The organism is Methanosarcina sp. KYL-1 (assembly GCF_024372725.1).
Taxonomy (GTDB): domain Archaea; phylum Halobacteriota; class Methanosarcinia; order Methanosarcinales; family Methanosarcinaceae; genus Methanosarcina.
Genome location: NZ_VOUA01000043.1, coordinates 1 through 18,801, shown reverse-complemented (window position 1 = coordinate 18,801; position 18,801 = coordinate 1). Strand labels below are relative to the sequence as shown.

Annotated in this window: 18 protein-coding genes; 9 read left to right on the top strand and 9 right to left on the bottom strand. The window is 49.1% G+C overall.

All coding sequences use genetic code 11. The features are described from left to right. Both FTO70_RS17230 and FTO70_RS17225 read right to left on the bottom strand, forming a co-directional pair. On the bottom strand, nt 1–515 hold a 515-nt coding region (locus tag FTO70_RS17230), incomplete at its 3' end, for an RNA-guided endonuclease TnpB family protein (protein ID WP_255337010.1). A gap of 167 nt (nt 516–682) precedes the next feature. Further along, nucleotides 683–2,953 carry an amino acid permease gene (locus FTO70_RS17225; RefSeq protein ID WP_255337009.1) on the bottom strand — a complete coding sequence of 757 codons (2,271 nt, stop codon included), beginning with the start codon at nt 2,951–2,953 and terminating at the stop codon, nt 683–685. A 521-nt stretch (nt 2,954–3,474) separates the two neighbouring features. Here FTO70_RS17225 and FTO70_RS17220 point away from each other — a divergent pair. After that, the gene (locus FTO70_RS17220) at nt 3,475–3,714 is read left to right on the top strand and encodes a hypothetical protein (protein ID WP_255337008.1); all 240 of its coding nucleotides are present in this window, start codon (nt 3,475–3,477) and stop codon (nt 3,712–3,714) included. A gap of 264 nt (nt 3,715–3,978) precedes the next feature. On the opposite strand, the gene FTO70_RS17215 is transcribed toward FTO70_RS17220, so the two are convergent. Next, nucleotides 3,979–4,125 (bottom strand): hypothetical protein, encoded by a 147-nt coding sequence (locus FTO70_RS17215; protein ID WP_255337007.1) that lies wholly within the window; start codon nt 4,123–4,125, stop codon nt 3,979–3,981. Nucleotides 4,126–4,601: 476 nt separating this feature from the next. Here FTO70_RS17215 and guaA point away from each other — a divergent pair, with 476 nt between their 5' ends. Both guaA and FTO70_RS17205 read left to right on the top strand, forming a co-directional pair. Next, on the top strand, nt 4,602–5,516 hold the full coding sequence (gene guaA, locus FTO70_RS17210; protein ID WP_255337006.1) for a glutamine-hydrolyzing GMP synthase: 915 nt from the start codon (nt 4,602–4,604) through the stop codon (nt 5,514–5,516). Between the two features lie 153 nt (nt 5,517–5,669). Continuing rightward, a complete protein-coding gene (locus FTO70_RS17205; RefSeq protein ID WP_255337005.1) occupies nt 5,670–6,710 on the top strand; it encodes an archaeosine biosynthesis radical SAM protein RaSEA in 1,041 nt (346 codons plus the stop codon). Nucleotides 6,711–6,851: 141 nt separating this feature from the next. On the opposite strand, the gene FTO70_RS17200 is transcribed toward FTO70_RS17205, so the two are convergent. The 3 genes from FTO70_RS17200 to FTO70_RS17190 all read right to left on the bottom strand — a co-directional run bounded on the left by FTO70_RS17200 (nt 6,852) and on the right by FTO70_RS17190 (nt 8,856). Next, nucleotides 6,852–7,352, bottom strand: a complete 501-nt coding sequence (locus FTO70_RS17200; RefSeq protein WP_255337004.1) for a GNAT family N-acetyltransferase — start codon at nt 7,350–7,352, stop codon at nt 6,852–6,854. 84 nt (nt 7,353–7,436) lie between these two features. After that, nucleotides 7,437–8,333, bottom strand: a complete 897-nt coding sequence (argB, locus tag FTO70_RS17195) for an acetylglutamate kinase (protein ID WP_255337003.1) — start codon at nt 8,331–8,333, stop codon at nt 7,437–7,439. A gap of 238 nt (nt 8,334–8,571) precedes the next feature. Beyond that, nucleotides 8,572–8,856, bottom strand: a complete 285-nt coding sequence (locus FTO70_RS17190) for a non-histone chromosomal MC1 family protein (protein WP_255337002.1) — start codon at nt 8,854–8,856, stop codon at nt 8,572–8,574. Between the two features lie 413 nt (nt 8,857–9,269). Here FTO70_RS17190 and mptA point away from each other — a divergent pair, with 413 nt between their 5' ends. Continuing rightward, nucleotides 9,270–10,229: a GTP cyclohydrolase MptA gene (gene mptA / locus FTO70_RS17185; protein ID WP_255337001.1), complete on the top strand. Its 960-nt coding sequence runs from the start codon at nt 9,270–9,272 to the stop codon at nt 10,227–10,229. Nucleotides 10,230–10,445: 216 nt separating this feature from the next. Then, nucleotides 10,446–10,772, top strand: a complete 327-nt coding sequence (locus FTO70_RS17180; RefSeq protein ID WP_255337000.1) for a DUF2098 domain-containing protein — start codon at nt 10,446–10,448, stop codon at nt 10,770–10,772. Nucleotides 10,773–10,913: 141 nt separating this feature from the next. On the opposite strand, the gene FTO70_RS17175 is transcribed toward FTO70_RS17180, so the two are convergent. Further along, the gene (locus FTO70_RS17175; protein WP_255336999.1) at nt 10,914–12,347 is read right to left on the bottom strand and encodes a methanogenesis marker 14 protein; all 1,434 of its coding nucleotides are present in this window, start codon (nt 12,345–12,347) and stop codon (nt 10,914–10,916) included. A gap of 713 nt (nt 12,348–13,060) precedes the next feature. On the opposite strand from FTO70_RS17175, the gene FTO70_RS17170 reads away from it, so the two are divergent. The 4 genes from FTO70_RS17170 to gatB all read left to right on the top strand — a co-directional run bounded on the left by FTO70_RS17170 (nt 13,061) and on the right by gatB (nt 17,738). After that, entirely contained in the window at nt 13,061–14,224 is a 1,164-nt protein-coding gene (locus tag FTO70_RS17170) for a Coenzyme F420 hydrogenase/dehydrogenase, beta subunit C-terminal domain (RefSeq protein ID WP_255336998.1), read from the top strand. Nucleotides 14,225–14,529: 305 nt separating this feature from the next. Continuing rightward, a complete protein-coding gene (gene gatC, locus FTO70_RS17165; RefSeq protein WP_255336997.1) occupies nt 14,530–14,811 on the top strand; it encodes an Asp-tRNA(Asn)/Glu-tRNA(Gln) amidotransferase subunit GatC in 282 nt (93 codons plus the stop codon). 11 nt (nt 14,812–14,822) lie between these two features. After that, nucleotides 14,823–16,250 carry an Asp-tRNA(Asn)/Glu-tRNA(Gln) amidotransferase subunit GatA gene (gene gatA, locus FTO70_RS17160; protein WP_255336996.1) on the top strand — a complete coding sequence of 476 codons (1,428 nt, stop codon included), beginning with the start codon at nt 14,823–14,825 and terminating at the stop codon, nt 16,248–16,250. Continuing rightward, entirely contained in the window at nt 16,251–17,738 is a 1,488-nt protein-coding gene (gene gatB / locus FTO70_RS17155; protein ID WP_255336995.1) for an Asp-tRNA(Asn)/Glu-tRNA(Gln) amidotransferase subunit GatB, read from the top strand. A 35-nt stretch (nt 17,739–17,773) separates the two neighbouring features. Here the strand turns inward: gatB and FTO70_RS17150 are convergent, their stop codons facing one another. Both FTO70_RS17150 and FTO70_RS17145 read right to left on the bottom strand, forming a co-directional pair. After that, a complete protein-coding gene (locus FTO70_RS17150) occupies nt 17,774–18,583 on the bottom strand; it encodes a nitrilase-related carbon-nitrogen hydrolase (protein ID WP_255337011.1) in 810 nt (269 codons plus the stop codon). Nucleotides 18,584–18,687: 104 nt separating this feature from the next. Continuing rightward, nucleotides 18,688–18,801, bottom strand: a 114-nt coding sequence (locus FTO70_RS17145) for a transposase (protein WP_255336912.1), incomplete at its 5' end; no start/stop codon positions are given.

Sequence of the window (18,801 nt, the reverse complement as noted above, 5' to 3'; positions counted from 1 at the left end):
GAGGTTCTGGAAACCGTTGCTGTTTTTAGTTTTCCCTCAAACCTCTGGTGGAGAACTGCTTTAACTTTACCGATTTTAGGGAGTTTGACAACGTTATTCTCAAAATCGACAGTGTAGTGTTGAGGGACAGGAAAAGACTGTATGGGGTTCTTTCTTGATTTGAAATTAGGAAAACCATTCTTTTCCCTGAAAGACTGTATGGGGTTCTTTCTTGATTTGAAATTAGGAAAACCATTCTTTTCCCTGAAAAACTCGGTAAAGGCGGAATCTAAGTTTTTCGTCATTCCCTGCAATGACTGTGAATTTACTTCTTTAAGCCATTCATGCTCTTTTTTCAGTTCAGGAAGCAGGTTGTTCAGGTCATAGCAGGACAGAGATTTTCCTTCCTGCTCGTAAGATTTGATTTTCTGTTCCAAAGCCCAGTTATAGATGAACCTGCAGCTACCGATATGTTTCTCTATCATGATTTTTTGTTCAGCTGCGGGATACAACCTGAATTTATAGGCTTTTAGCATCATATCAGTAAACGTTTTACGAATTTATATGTATATAGGCAGGTTAACTAATTGTAGTTCCGTCAAGTGGACGGCTTTCATCCTCTCCCTGCCATTCCCGGCAAAGCCGGAAATGTCGAGGAAGGGGTCTTCTCGCCTTCAAAGGTAAAAATTTCGGGAAAAAGGGATCATGCAAGGGCATTCTCTTCCCCTGAGTCAAGGGAAAAAAGGCATGATGAGCCGGTTTTTTCCATCAGGCTACGGGCAATGTCCAGGTCAGGTTCGGGGTCGAGGCTGAAAATGTTAAGGGAAACGAGAGGGATTTGCGGGCTGTTTTCCAGGTTTTCGTGCAGCACATGCACCTCTACGTTGGGGATCCTGGCAAGTTCGGAAAGGGAATGAAGGAAGTTTTCTGCGGCCTGAGCCTGGACAGGGGATGAAACAAGAGCCGTGAAACTGAGAGAAGCTTTCCAGTTGCTTTTAAGTTTGTATGCGGTGAGAAGGGCAAGGTCCAGGTTTCCCAGGTCCATGCTGATTTCCCAGCCAGGACCCCTGTCCTCGACCCAGAGGTTGATGGAATTTTGTCTCCCGAGCCCGGCTTTCGGGTGCTTTGAAAAGAGGAGTACTCCCATCCTGTGCAGGCCGGCTTTCCTTATGACTTTCCGGAGTTCCTCATCCCGGTCCCCGCTTTCGGGCAGGCTTAAGAAAAGGACCCTGGGCTTAAAAAAGGAGCCTGTAAGCGCTTCCATACCTGCGACCAGGTTTTCTTCGAATTTTGCTGTATCAATAACGGTCCAGGAAGCAAAAATCCCCTCATCCTGAAAGCCCCTGCTCATGTGGAGAAGCCTGGAAAGAAGGGTACCCTCATCCGTTTTGCCTGTTAGCCCCATGAGCTTGATGGAGCCCTTGGGATAGGCGATATCCCTGAGGAAATTAAAAATTCCCAGGAGTTCCCCGGGATCTTCCACCGGGACCAGCATATTTGCTTTCCAGGTCCGTTCGCTGGACGAGGTTAGGGAATTGGCTTTCTTTGCCGCCCACTCGGCCACTGCCACAAAAAGCCCGCTTCGGACGTCCCCAAAAGGAGCTTTAAGGTGCTTTCTGAGGAGGTAGCTGTAGACTACCAGGACTACGACCACAGCCAGTAAACTGAAACCGGGATTTACTATGAACATGGCAAAAAGGCAGCCTGCAGCCCCCAGGAAGGATACTGCAAGAGGGATTTTGAAAAGGGGCCTGAAACTCACCAGCCTCAGGTTCTGCTCGATAAAGACCACGACATTGATCATTGCATAGCTGATCAGAAAAAACATCGTGATCAGGGGTGCAACAGAATTCAGGTCCCTCAGCATAAGGGCCCCGAATACTATCACGCCCGTAAAAAGCATGGCATTGCGGGGTTCTCCCCTCTCCGTTCTCCGGGAAAACCATTCACTTTTCGGCAAAATCCCGTGCTCTCCGAGAGCCTGCAGGATCCGCGGCGCCCCTACGATGGATGTAAGGGCTGAAGAAAAGGTAGCTCCAAGCAGCCCTGAAAGCACAAGGGACCCGAAAGCCGCTTTTTCAATCATCACAGTGTAGTTGCTCACCAGTTCTTCAGGGGGAGCAGAGCGTGCTAGCCAGTAAGCCAGCCCCAGGTAGATAAGAAGGCTTAAGCCTATTGCGCTCAGGGTGCCGACAGGGATGCTTTTGCGCGGGTTTTTGAGTTCCCCGGACATGTTGGCCCCTGCCATGATCCCTGTTGCTGCGGGGAAAAAGACCGCAAAGACCCCCCAGAAACCTATCCCTGAAAACCCGGTTTCCGGCGAGCCCGGAAAGTCCCCCCACAACTGCACAGGTTCCTGCATTGAGCCCTGGACCCCGGCCCAGAAGACAGAAAAAAGGGACGCTGCAATTACTGCCAGGATGAAGTACTGGATCCGGAAAGCAAGCCTGGCACTGATGTAAGCGATAATAAAGAGCAGGGCAAAAGCCGCAAGGTCGACGTAAAGGGCAGGATGCCCGGGAAAAAGCCACTGCCAGCCTTCCCGGAACCCGAAAATGTACATGGAAACTGCAAGAGCCTGGGAAAGGTAAAGAGGAATCCCGATGCTTCCCCCCACTTCAAGCCCCAGGGACTGGGAGATGATGGAAAAAGCTCCCCCTGCCCCTATGCGAATGTTGGTGGTAACCGAAGCCAGGGAAAGCCCGGTAGAAGTGGTAATGGCAAAAGCGATCAGGATTATCAGCCAGGCCCCGAGCAAACCGGCATTTCCCACTACCCAGCCCTCCCGCAGGTACATGATAACCCCCAGGATGGTGAGCAAAGTGGGCACAAAAACGCCTCCGAAGGTCCCGAACAGGACAGGCTTAGCCTTTTGCTCCTCTACCTGGTCCTGCAGGCTCTTAGCCTCTTCCCCGGCTTCGAGTGTTTCGCCTTCATCTGCTGCAGACACTTCCACCTCACCGGTTTCGAGCATTTCATCCAGGCTTTTTCATCCCCTTCAAAGCTTCTCTCCAAACGTTAACACCCTTTTAATTTGCATTTCCAGAGTGTATTTTCATATCCAGGATTCATCTCCCTGCGGCTCCCCCATAAAAGTATAGGCATTGCTGTGTGAAAAGTAATTTCTGAGTAAAAAATCTCAAAAACAGAATCGGAAAAAAGAATGCTAAAGAACTGAAGAATGAATGAAAAATTAATGAAAAAAGGTTTTTGCTGCAGTCCTCAAGAAGCCAGAACGAGCATAAAGACCATCAACACCCCAAAAAGTAAAATTCCCACCAGCGCCATCCAGAACTTCAACTCTAAAGGCATCATTGAAACTCCCCAATATTTCCCGATATAACCAGGTTACAGCTGCAGAATAAATTTTCGTAAATCGAAACAACCCTGAAAGTTCAGCACCTTTTGAAAAAAGAAGAGGGAAGAAAACCAATCCATCCGGGCCTCCGGGTCAGCACAGGGTCAGCACAAATACATCAGCCCTGAAGAAGAATCATGAAAAAAATAAAGAGCACGCACAGCATCAACACGAACATTATGGCCGTCCATAACCTTAAGATTTTTGATGTATCCTCCAGCATTCCCAAAATCCCCCTTTCTTACTTTGAACTGTATAGATTTAAAAATGTAAGAACAAATTTTCAGAAACAGGGATTATTTCAGGATAGTTCACGATTTTTGGAAAAACAAACCCCCAAAACAAGAAAAATACTCGAAAATAACAGGGGCGTGTGAGAATAGAGATTTTTACCTGAAAAAATGAAAATTCAGGAGCAAAATCAAAAGAACTTTTCCAGAGGAAATAGAGGGCTTTGAATTGAATTTTTGTAAAATGTAATAGATCTGGCACTTATTTTTCCTCCCCAAGCTCCCTCCGGCCCCCTTCCGGAAACCCCTTCAATTCCCTTCACGGAACAATTAGCCATCCTGAAGCACGTTCAAGCACTTTTTGCCTTCATCGTTTCCTTCATAATGGTGTTTTCATTACGGAAAGCCGCCTCATTTTTTATCGAATTCCAGTGCCCCTCCTTCCCCGGTAAGTTTCTCCAGAATATCAGCCATTCTCTTCTGGGACTCCGCAAGGCTCTGCAGAGCTTTTGCGATGCTGTCAAGCTTTTCGATCATTTCGTAGTCTTCATTACCCATTTGTATCACCCATTCCTGTCCGATCTTCTTGATAGCAATGTTTTTGGAGGAACTTCGTATATAATCGTTATTTTTGAGATTTTGAAGAGAGTTTTGTCTATGGTAAAAGTGGTCTTACCAGCCAGTAAGTTACTGGCCAGTAAGCATTAAAAGACCACTTAAGTTTTCGAAATTTAAATGAGTAATGAAAAAAAAGAAGAAAATGCAAGAAAATGCATATTGTAGAGTTGATGGAAATTGTAGAGTTGATGGAAATATGCCGGAAAAGACAAAGATGAAGTGGTCCTCCATTCATTTTTAGTAAAGGTTAAAACATCTATCCGATTTATCCAACTATACCTTTAAATATCAAAAACCCCATGCACTGACTCATATATCACAATAAAATATAATCAAATCCTAATAATTCTCATATATTTCACCGATTCACAATCATTATTCAAAGGAATTCAAGTAATCGTTCAAGGAGCATTTCAATGGTAAAAACCGAGAAATTCATTCCAAAGGCAGTTGAGAAAATAAAAAATGAAATTGACGGGAGGGCTATTATTGCGCTTTCCGGCGGCGTGGACAGTTCCGTTTGTGCGGAGCTGGCTTACAGGGCAATCGGAGACAGGCTGCACCCGATTTATATCGACACCGGGCTCATGAGGAAAGGGGAAACCGATCGGTTAAAGCACATCTTCTCCCACATGAACCTGCATGTCGTGTATGCAAAGGACAGGTTCCTGGCAGCCCTCAAGGGGGTCACTGACCCCGAAGAGAAGAGAAAGGCTGTTGGCGAGACCTTTATCCGGGTGTTTGAGGACGAGGCAAAGAAGCTTTCCGCAGAGTACCTGATCCAGGGCACTATTTACCCGGACAGGATCGAGTCCGAAGGCGGGATCAAGTCCCACCACAACGTAGGAGGGCTTCCCAGCGTGATGGACTTCAAGAAGATCGTGGAGCCCATAGAAGACCTGTACAAGGACGAGGTAAGGGAAGTTGCCTGGGCGCTCCAGCTGCCTGAAGAGATCTGCGAACGGATGCCTTTCCCGGGTCCTGGGCTGGCTGTGCGCATCCTCGGGGAAGTTACCGAAGAGAAGCTTGAGGCGACCCGTGAGGCAAACGCCATTGTCGAAGAGGAACTCCTGGACCGGTTCTGCCCCTGGCAGACCTATGCCGCAGTGATCGGAAAAGGAACCGGAGTCAAGGGCGACATCCGGGCCTACGGCTGGATCGTAGCAGTCAGGGCTGTAGGGTCCCGGGACGGGATGACCGCAGAAGCTCTGGAGCTCCCCTGGGACGTCCTCAGGCACATCCAGTCCAGGATCACCTCCGAGATCCCGAGCGTCGTCAGGGTGGTCTACGACATCACGCCCAAGCCGCCTGCAACCATCGAGTTCGAGTGAAGCGGATTAGAGCAAAGTAAAGCAAAGTAAAGCAAAGTAAAGTAGAGCTTTGAATGAAGCAGTCCGAATGAAGCCGGAAAAGGCTTCAAACAATTTTTTTCCTTTTTTTGAAAAGCATTTAACAAAACCGACTTTAAAGCGAGTTTTCACACCATGTCCCTGAATAAAGCAGTACTCGATATCCGGCAGCGGATTAAGGTCAGGCCCTCTCCCACCAACGTGCCGGCAGCGAGCTGGACCGGAACCGACCTCGTAAACGGGGTAGAGACAAAGACCCTCACGGTCATCTTCAAAAGCGCAGGCTGCCGCTGGGGAAAAGCCGGCGGCTGCACCATGTGCGGCTATGTCTACGACTGTGCAAGCGAGCCCCCGACCTTAGAAGACTATAAGGCCCAGCTTGCAAAAGCGATGAAAAAAGCCGAAGAGTTTCCGGAGTTCATGGTCAAGATCTTCACTTCCGGCAGTTTCCTGGATGACCAGGAAGTCCCGGTTGAAGCCAGAGATGCCATCCTGGAGACCCTTGCAGCCGACCCCAGGGTCATCAAGGTGCTCGTGGAGACCCGCCCCAACTACGTCAGCGAAGAAAACGTAAAGGAGTGCCTGGAAATCCTGGGAGAAAAGCCCTTTGAGCTGGCTTTCGGGCTTGAGACGAGCTCCGACAGGATCAGGAAAGACTCCATAAACAAAGGCTTTACCTTTAAGGACTTCACCAGCGCCTCCGAAATTGCAAGAAAACAGGGGGTCACCGTAAAGGCCTACCTCATGCTAAAACCCCTCTTCCTCTCCGAGCGGCAGGCCTTAGAAGATATCTCCCGCTCCATAGACGATGCCGCACCCTACGCGGACACCATCTCCATCAACCTCTGCAATGTCCAGAAAGGCACCCTTGTCGAAGCCCTCTGGGAAAAAGGCCAGTACCGCCCGCCCTGGCTCTGGAGCATCATCGACATCCTGCAGAAGGCAAAAGCCGCCCACCCTGACCTCCCCCTCATGTCCGACCCGGTAGGCGCAGGCTCAAAACGCGGCCCCCACAACTGCAAAAAATGCAGCGGCGAAGTAGCAGACGCCCTCAGGACCTTTTCCCTAACACAGGACCCCGCAGACCTCAAAACCCCGGACTGCGAGTGCAAAGAGCTCTGGAAAAAAGTCCTGGAAATCGAGGATTTTACGTACGGGACGCCAATTTTAGACTAAAAGGGTAAAAACAAAAACAACAAAAAACAAAAAACAAAAAACAAAAACAAAAAAACATAAATTAGTCCGCTTGAGGGAGCGAAGCGAGCGAAACGGACAGCGTACTGCAGAGCCGCAACTCTGCCGGCGCAACTCTGCCATTTAAACTGAGGGAAGGGTATACCTGGCCATCATAAACAGGTCGGCATACTTCCCGCCCTTTATTATCGAATACTTCTTTTTTCCTTCAATTTCAAACCCGAAAGACTTGTACAGGCCAATTGCCCTTTCATTGTCTTCGGTAACATCCAGCTCAATCCTAACCAGCATGAGCCAGTTGTCGGCCAGGTCCAGGATGTTTTCCACCAACTTTTTCCCGATGCCCTGCCCCTGGCATTCCGTCCTGACCATCATCCCCAGAGAAGCCGTATGCCTCTGCCTTGCGCTTTTAAAGACATGAATCCCGACCATGCCCACGACTTTTTCGTCTACCTCAGCTACAAGCACATGGTCATCCGTCCCGAAGTTCCGGAGGAAAGCCTCGGTAAATACAAGGGTTTCCGTTGCCAGGGCCAGGGTATTTGCCCTGACTCCTTCCTGCCGCCTCATCTCATTGATATCTTCGGCGTCACTTAACCTGAAAGGCCTGATGATCGGATTCATTCGTATAATCTCCAGCAGTTGTAAAAATCAAAAGGCCCTGAAATCAAAGGGCCCTGCTTTACAAAGGATGCTTAGCAATAATTATTATGGCTCAAAGCCGGGCCCGTAGATCATAGTCCCGACCCCGCCGTCGGTGAAGAGTTCGAGGAGCATGGAATGGGAAACGCTCCCGTTAATGATGTGAGCCCTTTCGACTCCGCTTTTCACGGCTACGGCAGCGCCCTTGATTTTCGGGATCATGCCGCCCTTTATGACCCCTTCCTCTATCAGGGGGTCGACGTCATCGAGAGTGATACGGGAGATGCGGCTTGCAGGGTCCTTTATATCCCTGAGGAGGCCGGAAACATCGGTCATGAGGATCAGCTTCTTGGCATGCAGGGCTGCGGCAATATCCCCTGCCACGGTATCGGCATTGATGTTTAAGGCATTGCCTTTTGTGTCCACGGCAATCGGGGAGATAACCGGGATGTAACCTTTTTCAAGCATTATGTGGAGGATCTCGGGGTTGATGACCTCACTTTCCCCCACCCAGCCAATATCGACTTCTGTTTCCACGCCGTCTACGAGCACACGTTTGGCGGCCTGTTTGTGCCCCAGGATCATCCTGCCGTCATAACCCGTAAGCCCGACGCCTTTTCCCCCGGACATCCCGATAAGGGACACGATTTTCGTGTTGATGTTCCCCACCAGGACCATCCTGGCGATTTCCATGGTCTCGTCATCGGTGATCCGGAGCCCCTGGAAGAATTCGGCTTTTTTGCCCATACGCTCCATCTTGTCCGTAATCTCAGGGCCTCCCCCATGCACGATAACGGGCTTGATCCCCACGTAACGCAGGAGGACGATGTCCTTTATGATATCCTCCATGATCTGGGAACTGACCATAGCGTTTCCGCCCACCTTGATGACCATTACCGAGTCATAGAACTCCTGCATGTAAGGCAGGGCTTCGATAAGCACGTTCTCTCTTTTAAGCACCATGTCCTAGGAATCAGAAACTCTGCGTTTAAACTTATCGTTGAGAATTTGAATTAAAAACTCAGGTAGGTTCTGGGAAAGAACTGAACAGGAGAAAAACGCAAAATTTCCATTATAAAGGAGTAAAATAAGCCAGCCCGGAAAGTTATAAAAAATAAAGACCTATCCAGGCTAATTCCGTATTTAAAGATCGGAATGAAAAAGAAAGAACCCCGATATTCAGGGCCTGTGATGGAATAAGTTACTCTATTTTTTCGATTTTTTCTTTCTTGACAAAGGGTTTGCTGATTTTCTCAGGCATCCAGTCAGGCCTGTTCTTGGGAGCGGCAACAACTTCCTTCCATGCCTTGAAAACGTGCACCTTCTTTGTCCCGCGTTCCCTGAGGCGGATGATCTCCGGCTTAGATTTAGTCCCAGTACTCCGGTTTGCAGCTTTGAGAGCAGCCTGCCGGGGCTGTTTTCCGGTGAATACTCCGTGCTCATTGCCATCTTCGTCTCTTAAAACAAAATTTCTTGTGTTGGACATAAAGGTCACCTCGCAAATGTATTGCTAGACACTGATTAAGTTTTAAAGTATATAAAGTCTTTCTTCAGGATGTTGGCTGTAGTTAGTGGTTTAGGGGAATTTTCCTGAAAATTATGCTGTCTATATAAACTAAAATTTTCTATATTGTGGCCTGATGGGAAATATTTAAATATTTATGGCTTGTTAGAAATATGGCCCAATAAGAGGCTCAGGAAGCGGATTTCAGCATTCTGGAAAGTTCCTGTTTTATTGTACTTTTGGAAAAGAATGGAAAAAGCGAAAGCATAAGCTTTACATGCTATGACTTCTTATGGTCATTATATTTTTGTAAATGCATATAAAATTAAAATTCCGTATTTGTCAAAATTCATCCCTACAAATCAAACATTCATCTTTTCATGGATCTGGTTAACATGGAAAACTGTATTTTCAACCTCCCGGACGTCCAGGCCAGCAAACCGAGCGTACCTATAAACCTCACCCGCGTGGGAGTAACAAACGTAAAAAAGCTCGTAGAAATCAAAAGGAAAGATAAGCGCCCCATAGTGCTTATTTCTACCTTTGATATCTTTGTTGACCTGCCCTCCGACCGGAAGGGGGCAAACCTCTCCCGGAACTTCGAAGCCGTTGATGAAGTGCTGGAAAAAGTCCTTAGCACTCCCGTATATGAGATAGAGCAGCTCTGCAGCGATATTGCACACAACCTTCTGGGCCGCCATGAATACGCCAACCAGGCCGAAGTCCGGATGAAGAGCGAATATATGGTAAGGCGCAGTTCCCCATCAACAGGAATGAAGTGCCAGGAAGTCGTAAACATCTTTGCCGAAGCTTCAGCTGTGAGGGGCCACAGTGACAATGATTACTTTGACGTAAAGAAACTCATAGGTGCCGAAGTGGTCGGAATGACCGCCTGCCCCTGCGCCCAGGAAATCATGAGGGACAAAGCCGCAACCGAGCTTTCCGAACTTGGAGTGGAAAGGGACACCATCATAAAGTTCCTTGAAAGAGTGCCAATGGCAACCCACAACCAGCGCGGAAGAGGGATCATCTCGATTAAGGTGGCGCATGACTTCGATGTCTCCCTGGAAAGCATAATAAACATAATCGAGCGCTCCATGAGTTCCAGTGTCTACGAAGTATTAAAACGCTCCGACGAAAAAGTTGTCGTGGAAACCGCTCATAAGAACCCCAAGTTTGTGGAAGACTGTGTGAGGACCATGGCCGACAACATCGTAAAGGAGTTCCCTAATCTGCCCGATGATGCAGTTATTACCATCAAGCAGATCAACGAGGAAAGCATCCACAGGCACAACGCTTTCGCCGAAAGTGTTTCCCTCATGGGAGAACTCAGGAAAGAAATAAACTGCCAGTAATAAACTGCCAGTAATTTCTCTTTTTTACTTTTTCAAACCCGGGAAAACAAAAAAGCAAAAATAAAAGCTTTATGGAATTTATAAAAAAACGTTTCCCGGGAACGCCCACACAAACTTTATTAAAGGGCCGGAATAACCTATAAGCAGCTAATCACGAGAAGGAACGGACTTGCAGGACCGGAAATTCGGACTCCTGAAAGCCCTTGAGGTGAGAGTATGGCTGAAGCTGAAGTAATCACGGCGGTCGGGCGGAACAAAAAACCCATCAAGGCGGGAGATGCCGTCAAGTACGTAAACAGCGACACCGTAAGCCGCGTGAGCAAGATCAAAAAAGACGAACATGGAGCCGTCTGGGTCTTGCTCGAAGCGACCGACCTCTGGTACAGGGACGAAACCCTGGAACTCACGGATCAGAAAATCAAAGAAAAGAAAGAAGACAGAGAACTCACTGCCGAAGAGCTGGAAGAAAGGTTCCAGAAACAGCTGGAGACAATGCAGGCCTTCGAATTGGGGAAGGCAGGCGGTGGAGGCGCAGGAGGTTAATCCTCCGGATCCTCCTTTTCGGCACCTATTATCATATTTAAATTTTCTTCTTTTTTCAGCTTCTTTTTTCAGCTTCTTTTTTCAGCTTCTTATTTGCAGCTTTATTTTACAGGTCCGTCTTCCAGACTCTTATTTGCAGCTTTATTTGTTCTGAAGCTGGACCCTCTGCCCCAGGATGCACTTTCCTCCGTGCCTCCCTCCAAGCGGGTTTTGCGGGGTGCCAAGAGAGTTCATACAGCGGGCCATGACAGCTGCACCCCGGGCAAGCCCATCGTCCACGAAGACCACGCGCTCATCTATTTTCGGGGCAATGTTCATTTCTTCCAGGCACTTGAGGATTAGTTTTGGCTTGTTCCCGGTAATCCCGGCCCTGCCGGTGATCCCGATTGTTGTATCCTCAAAAATCATGCTTTCTTCTTTTGCAACCTTGACCAGCCTGCAGACTACCCCGGCCATTACTTCGTCAATTACGGCATAAACGATCTGGAGCCCGTGAGTCTTGCAGATCTCCATGCCTATGGCACTCAGTTTGCCCATATCGGACCCGTTTACCCCAACATCGCAACCGATAAGGGTTACACCCACCTCTTTAGCCCCTTCCGAACTAACAGGCACACTCCCGTACCGCTTACGGTCCTCGGGGACCTTTTCGATGACAATAAGCTCATGGACCCGCTTTGCATATTCCTCTATCACCTTAGCCTTCATCTTCAGGGTAAGGAAGGATGGAGGCTTTTCTCCCTCGAAAACCTCGAGTGCTGTCCCTAATCTTGAATCCACGATCTTTGAGCCCCTGATGATGGCATCTGGGATTGCACCGGCATAGCCGCAGAAGTTTCCGATTGTCTTTGCATACGGCAGGTCCGGGCTTGTGACCCTTCCGTCCAGGGTTGTCCCGAAGTCGATAGAGATGCAGGGATTTCTGAAATCGACATCTGTCAGCTTGGCTGCTTCCTTGATCCCTGCAGTTGCGAGTTCTCCTTCCATCTCGTTTGCAACGATTTCAACTCCCGTAGAACCGATGGGAGGCACAACGCCGGCTACAGCCCCGTCAAAAATCACCTTTTCCAGCTTACTATATTTCTGGAATTTCTTGGGGATATTGGAAATGGACATTGGAGGAGTCATATTCTTTGGGGGGACCCCTGCTATGAGGCAGCCTTCTGCCAGGGCTCTTATAAACTCACCCACCTCTTCTGGGGAATCGAAACCTGCAACCACTCCCGTGGAACGGACCACGAAATGCAGGTCAGTCTTGATGTCCAGGCTGGCCTTTTCCAGAGACTCGATAAGGGTGTTCCGCACAAGTTCCGCAATGGACTCCCTGGTAAGTTCCACACCTGTAAGAGTCCTCCCAAATACGACTTCCCCCTTTTTTGGAGGCCGGACATCCCGGGTCATCCGCACGACCTTGTTGATGATATGGGTCCTGCCGGTGTCCATGTTGGTGGCAGTAAGGATGCATTTCGTGGTGGTGTTCCCGACTTCCACGGAAGCCACTATGAAGAAAGGCTTTGATTTCAGGTCAAGCAAACGGACATGAGGAGATTCTGCAATTCTGGGTTTCAGAGCCATTTTTATTCCTTCCTTATGAGTGAAATTATAAGTTAGATTAATTATACTTGCAGACTTAAAAAGACAATTTTAATATGATTTTTTAAAGTTAAGGCAAATTTTGAATATGATATTTTGAACGTATGAAAACTTCCGAAGACACTGCTTTTCCGGGGTTCCGTAGAGGAGATTAACAAAAACATAATTTATTTGAAGTTTGGAGAAAGGTATTAACAAGAGCCTTAATAAGGTTTACTAAAATGCTTCTGAATGATAATACCCTTATCGATTTCAACTTTTGTCCATACTCTTAAACTCCTGTTTTCCGACCTGGAACGCCCTGAAATACATCATTTCCTACTAACACATGATCCTTTTCTGTTTAGTATGTTCTGAGTTTACCTATTTTTAACATATATATTCACTTTTATTCACTTCAAGCAGGGGCTTCACGTCTCTACATAGAGAGCCTGTCCGAAGAACAAATTTCCGGATTGGCTTTCCATCACGTCCATAAATGGAAGTTTGCAGTGCATAATTATAAAGTACATAAATTATAAAGAATGCCATTATAAAAATTTGGTGCGATTGCACAGACTTGAGAATATAATAATGCCCTTAAAGATATGGCCAATACGTATCCTTCCTGTCTGGAGCGAATTTCGTTCGAGGGAGCGAGGGCGTCTGGCCCTTACCCTGAATATTTTCACGTTAATATGCTTCGGAGACTTTGAATGCCGCTTGATCCCATCTGCAAGAAAATTGTATCGGACAGTACTGAATACGTTTCGGACTACGGGGGGAAATGCTACTATTTCTGCAGCCCCGAATGCAAACAAAAGTTCGACGTGCTTGAAAAAAGCGTAATCAGGCTAAAACGAAACCTGGGGGATAAAGAAAAGATTTCCTTCGGGAAACTGAAACGGGACATTATCAAACCCGGCATCTGCACCCTCTGCGGGGCCTGCGCTGCAAGCTGTGAATACATCACCATTGAAGACGGGGCGCCAAAACTTGTGGGCCCCTGCAAAGCCTGCGGGGTCTGCTACAACCAGTGCCCCCGGACAATCACCACGGAAGAAGGGCTAATAGGGAACTTCCGCTATGCCTATGCCGCAAAGTCTGCAATTCCCGAATTAAAAGGCCAGGACGGAGGGATTGTGACCTCCCTTCTCCTGTACGCCCTGGATGAAGGGCTGATCGACTGCGCCGTTGTTACCACCCGCTCAAAAGAAGAGCCCTGGAAACCCATGCCCATAGTGGCAACAACCCGGGAAGAGATCCTTGAAAGCGGAGGAAGCATCTACTCCCATTCCATGACCCTCGAAGCCCTCATGAGCGCCATAAAGCAGGGGATGCACAGCATTGCCTTTGTGGGGACGAGCTGCAATATCGATGCCGTAACCAAGATGCAGAAAAGCTCTTACGGCTTCCTGCACCTGTTCATGCGGGCAAAGGTCCTGAAACTGGGGCTCTTTTGCATGGACACGTTCTCCTACGAAGGGATCAAGGCAGTGCTTGAAAGCTACGGGATCCTGCTCGAAAACGTCGAGGCAATGAAAATCCGGAAAGGAAAATTCGAAGTCTCCCTGAAAAACGGAGAGGACCGCGTCTTCGAACTCAGCGAGTTCGACGAGTACCGGAGCTCTTCCTGCAAATTCTGCACGGACCTGGCCTCGGAAAATGCAGACATCTCCTTCGGAGGCGTCGGGAGCCCGAACGGCTGGACCACCGTCTTCACCCGTTCAGCCATAGGATACGAAATCTTCAACGAAGCCGTAGACAGCGGCTACATAGAAGCCAGACACCTCACCGACGAAGAACTCGAAAAAGTACTCAACCTCGCAAAGATGAAAAAAGTCCAGATGTATGCCCTCCACATGAGGGAAAAAGCATAAAAACAGATGAAAAGGTGGTTTTTGAGCAAGCAAAGAAGTTCGAAAAGAACAATTTGCCCATCTTTTTTATCCCCTTGAATAAAGCACAATCCCGGTACCTCTAAATTAGTCCGCTTGAGGGAGCGTAGCGACCGAAACGGACAGCGCACTGCCGAGCCGCAACTCGGCTGGCGCAACTCGGCTGGCGCAACCGGGCCGGCAAAAGATGCAGGGGAAGAAGAATATATATTTATTTCATAAACTGTTTCTATTAAGCAAAATCAGTATCATTCTATTCAGGATCATTCTGTTTTTGAGGAATTTCCATGATCACAAAAGAAGATGTAGAACACATTGGCTGGCTTGCCCGCATTGAGATCAGCGAGCAGGAAACAGTCGAATATATGGAAAAACTAAACTCAGTATTGGAGTACTTCGGACAGCTCGATGAGCTTGAGACCGAAGACGTCCCCCCCACCTATCACGTGGCGGAGGTCTTTAACGTATTTCGGGAGGACGTGGTGGAAGAGTCCCTCCCGCAGGAAACCGTGCTTGCAAACACTGAAAACAAGCAGGACGGAGCCTTCAGGTCTCCGAAGATCGGCTGAGGGGAATTTTTATGGCAAAATGGATGAGTGTTGCACAGGTTAAGGAAAAGATTCGGGAAAGTTCAGCCGAAGAAGTCACAGCTAGCTATCTCGAGGTTATCGAAAAGAGCAAAATTAACGGCTATGTGGCGGTTTCCGAAAAAGCCGTTGAACAGGCCCGGGAAATCGATGCAAAAGGGCATGAAGGTCCACTTGCAGGTGTTCCGATTGCGATCAAGGACAACATTTCCGTGGTGGGAATGCAAAACAGCTGCGGCTCAAAGATCCTCGAAGGCTACGTCCCGCCCTTCAATGCCCATGTGATCGAAAAACTTCAGGAAGCAGGAGCCGTGATCCTCGGGAAAACGAACATGGACGAGTTTGCCATGGGCTCTTCTACGGAAACCAGCTACTACGGGCCCACAGCAAACCCCTGGGACCTTGAAAGGGTGCCCGGAGGGTCTTCCGGAGGCAGTGCGGCAGTGGTTGCAGCAGGCGAAGCTCCCTTTGCCCTTGGTTCAGACACCGGAGGGTCAGTGCGCTGTCCTGCAGCTTTCTGCGGCGTTGTGGGGTTAAAACCCACCTACGGGGCGGTCTCCAGGTACGGAGTTGTGGCTTACGCAAACTCCTTAGAACAGGTCGGCCCCCTTGCAAACAACGTAACGGACATTGCAGTGCTCATGGACGTGATCGGAGGCTATGACCGCAGGGACTCCACTTCCATTGACAGAAAAACCGCATATCAGGAAGCCCTGGTTGACGACGTAAAAGGGCTGAAGATAGGGGTACCGAAGGAATTCTTCGGGGAAGGCATCCACCAGGACGTTGAAAAAGCCGTCTGGGACTCCATACACCGCTATGAAGAACTCGGAGCAAGCTGGGAAGAGGTCTCAATGCCCAATATAAAGTACGCCCTTGCTTCGTACTATATAATTGCCATGAGCGAAGCTTCCTCAAACCTTGCCCGCTTTGACGGCACACGTTACGGTTTCCGGGATAGGGGAGAAAACTGGCACTCCATGGTTTCAGCGACCAGAGCAGAAGGCTTCGGGACCGAAGTAAAGCGGAGAATCCTGCTCGGGACCTATGCGCTTTCCGCAGGCTACCACGACAAGTACTACTTAAAAGCCCTGAAGGTCAGGACCCTTGTAAAGCAGGACTTTGACCGGGCGCTTTCAAAAGTCGACGTGCTTATGGCCCCCACAATGCCGAACCCTGCCTTCAAGAAAGGGGAGAAGATTGAAGACCCGCTTACCCTCTACCTCTCGGACGTAAACACCTGTCCCATCAACCTGGCAGGCGTGCCCTCAATTTCCGTACCCTGCGGCTTTACCGACGGCCTGCCCATAGGGCTCCAGATTATGGGAAAGCCCTTTGACGAACCCACGGTCCTGCGCACGGCGTACACTTTTGAGCAGAATACCGATTACCATACGAAGAGACCCCCGGAGGTGGCTTAAATGGTCTACGAAAACCCTGACGGCATAAGGATCGGGCTTGAAATCCACGTCCAGCTTAACAAACTTAAGACCAAGATGTTCTGCGGCTGCTCTTCCGATTACCACAACTCAGCCCCAAACACCCACACCTGCCCGGTCTGCCTGGGCCTTCCCGGGGCGCTTCCGGTCCTGAACAGGAAAGCCGTAGAAGCAGCTATCAAAGTGGGGCTTGCCCTGGAAGGGGAAATTGCAGAAGAGACCCAGTTCCACAGGAAGAACTACTTCTACCCTGACCTCCCCAAAGGCTTCCAGGTTACCCAGTACGACTATCCCATTGTCAGCAAGGGGAAAGTCGTGATTGAAGGAGAAGACGGGGAACATGTTGTAGGGATCACAAGGGCCCACATGGAAGAGGACCCCGGAAAGCTTGTGCACATAGGGAGCATCGAGAAGTCCAAAGGTGTCCTTATCGACTACAACAGGTCCGGGATGCCCCTGATCGAAACCGTTACCGAGCCGGATATGAGGAGCCCAAAAGAAGCCAGGCGCTTCCTCGACAAGTTCAGGAACATCCTCGAGTACCTGGACGTCTTTGACGGAAACCTCGAAGGCGCCATGCGTGTGGACGCAAACGTCTCGGTTTACTGGGGTACCCGTGTTGAGATCAAGAACATCTCCTCCCACAAAGGAGTCGAAAGAGCCCTCCTCTACGAGATCATGCGCCAGAAGAACGTGATCCGCCGCGGTGGAAAAATCACGCAGGAAACCCGCCACTTCGACGAAGGCAGAGGTGTTACGCTTTCCATGAGGACAAAGGAAGAGGCCGAAGACTACCGCTACTTCCGCGAGCCCGACCTCATGCCCATGCGCGTTTCCGACTGGGTCCCGGGAATCAGGGAAACTCTCCCGGAACTCCCCGACGCCAAACGCTCCCGTTTCATTGAGCAGTACGGCATCACGGACATGCACGCAAGGTCTCTAACTTCCAAGATCATGCTTGCTGACTTCTACGAAGGCGTCTGTGCAAAAGGCGCGGACCCGAAAACAGCAGCTACATGGACAGCTGACGTCTTCCTCGGGGAATTGAACTACCGCGACCTCGCAATTTCCTCCTATGACGGCGAGACAATCGGCTTCATCCACGCAAAAGACCCCCAGGTGGAAAACTCCTTCAAGGTCTCGGACATGGTAGAGCTGGTCAAGCTCTTTTCCGAAGGAAAGGTCAGCGACAGGGCTGCAGTTGAAGTTATCCGCAGCATCCTGGACGGCACGGAAGAAAAGACCCCGCTCCAGATCATCGAAGAAAAAGGCCTCTTCAAAGCCGAAGACGACCTGGTCACAAAAGCCGTTTCCGAAACCATTGCCGAAAACGCAGCCGCAGTCCAGGACTACCTCGGAGGCGCAGAAAAGTCCCTGAACTTCCTGGTAGGACAGGTCATGAAAAAGACAAAGGGCACGGCAGACGCAAAGACTGCCCGCGAACTGATTATCAAGGAACTTAAAGGGTAACCCTGCCGGGTTTACCTTTTTCAGTTTCTACTTTTTTAATAAAGATCAGGCCTGCGATCTTCGAGAATAGAACCGGTTTTCCTGATTCCCTTTGCCTCTTCCAGATCGATTTTCCCGATGAGGACACATTCCTCTTTTCCAGCTTCTGCCAGGATGCGGCCCCATCCGTCGGCAATAAAAGAGCCGCCAAGATAAATCGAATACCTGTCTTTCCCCACCCTGTTGCAGGCTATATGTGGCAGCTGGTTTTCAATTGCCCGCGAAAGGGACATAATGCGCCAGGGATAGATATAAAAGTCCGGGATTTCGCCAGCCGAAACCAGCAGGTCTGCTCCCTCAAGGGTCAGTTTCCGGGCAACTTCCGGGTAGCGGAGTTCATTACAAACTATGAGCCCGATGGTAAGCCCATGCTTTTCCAGCCTAATAGGAGCTATGCTGTCTCCGGACGCAAAATATTCTTTTTCGGGCCCGTAAAGCTGGACTTTTCGGCGGATGCCCGCCAGTTTCCCGGATTCGATGCAGAAACCGAGATTATACTGGGCAGGCAACTGCTTTTCTGAACTTATTAATTCCCTTTCTGTTCTTTCTATTTTCTCTACAATTGAACCTGCAAGAATGCAGTCATGTTCCTTTGAAAAAGCGCAGAGAGCCTCGAGAGTGGGACCGGACGCGGTTTCAGCCGCTTCTTCTATGCAGTCATAACAAAAGCCTGTTGAGAAAACTTCCGGGAAAACGAGCAGTTCAGCCTCTTTTGAGACTGCTTCTTCTGCCAGGGAAAGGGCACGCTCAAGGTTTTCCTGCTTTGAGCAAAGGGAAATGTCCATCTGGATGCAGGCGGTTTTCATGGTTGTCACTTTTCGGGTAAAAGCTATATTTTCTCTACTTCTTAATTTTAGTTAAAGTTTCGTACAGGCTATGAAAAAAGGTTGGAGTCTCGTGACTACTCCCGTCACTGAAGTGACGGGCATCTACCAGAATTCTGGAGAGATTGTAATCCCAATCTCAGAATATTCATAGCAGCGTTATGATCTCTATCGAGAACCAGTCCACAGTAAGGACAACT

Excerpts from the sequence above, each read along its gene's own strand:
- FTO70_RS17225 (WP_255337009.1), bottom strand. The coding sequence starts at position 2,953 with ATGCTCGAAACCGGTGAGGTGGAAGTGTCTGCAGCAGATGAAGGCGAA.
- FTO70_RS17220 (WP_255337008.1), top strand. The coding sequence starts at position 3,475 with ATGAAAAAAATAAAGAGCACGCACAGCATCAACACGAACATTATGGCC.
- FTO70_RS17215 (WP_255337007.1), bottom strand. The coding sequence starts at position 4,125 with ATGGGTAATGAAGACTACGAAATGATCGAAAAGCTTGACAGCATCGCA.
- guaA (WP_255337006.1), top strand. The coding sequence starts at position 4,602 with ATGGTAAAAACCGAGAAATTCATTCCAAAGGCAGTTGAGAAAATAAAA.
- FTO70_RS17205 (WP_255337005.1), top strand. The coding sequence starts at position 5,670 with ATGTCCCTGAATAAAGCAGTACTCGATATCCGGCAGCGGATTAAGGTC.
- FTO70_RS17200 (WP_255337004.1), bottom strand. The coding sequence starts at position 7,352 with ATGAATCCGATCATCAGGCCTTTCAGGTTAAGTGACGCCGAAGATATC.
- argB (WP_255337003.1), bottom strand. The coding sequence starts at position 8,333 with ATGGTGCTTAAAAGAGAGAACGTGCTTATCGAAGCCCTGCCTTACATG.
- FTO70_RS17190 (WP_255337002.1), bottom strand. The coding sequence starts at position 8,856 with ATGTCCAACACAAGAAATTTTGTTTTAAGAGACGAAGATGGCAATGAG.
- mptA (WP_255337001.1), top strand. The coding sequence starts at position 9,270 with ATGGAAAACTGTATTTTCAACCTCCCGGACGTCCAGGCCAGCAAACCG.
- FTO70_RS17180 (WP_255337000.1), top strand. The coding sequence starts at position 10,446 with ATGGCTGAAGCTGAAGTAATCACGGCGGTCGGGCGGAACAAAAAACCC.
- FTO70_RS17175 (WP_255336999.1), bottom strand. The coding sequence starts at position 12,347 with ATGGCTCTGAAACCCAGAATTGCAGAATCTCCTCATGTCCGTTTGCTT.
- FTO70_RS17170 (WP_255336998.1), top strand. The coding sequence starts at position 13,061 with ATGCCGCTTGATCCCATCTGCAAGAAAATTGTATCGGACAGTACTGAA.
- gatC (WP_255336997.1), top strand. The coding sequence starts at position 14,530 with ATGATCACAAAAGAAGATGTAGAACACATTGGCTGGCTTGCCCGCATT.
- gatA (WP_255336996.1), top strand. The coding sequence starts at position 14,823 with ATGGCAAAATGGATGAGTGTTGCACAGGTTAAGGAAAAGATTCGGGAA.
- gatB (WP_255336995.1), top strand. The coding sequence starts at position 16,251 with ATGGTCTACGAAAACCCTGACGGCATAAGGATCGGGCTTGAAATCCAC.
- FTO70_RS17150 (WP_255337011.1), bottom strand. The coding sequence starts at position 18,583 with ATGAAAACCGCCTGCATCCAGATGGACATTTCCCTTTGCTCAAAGCAG.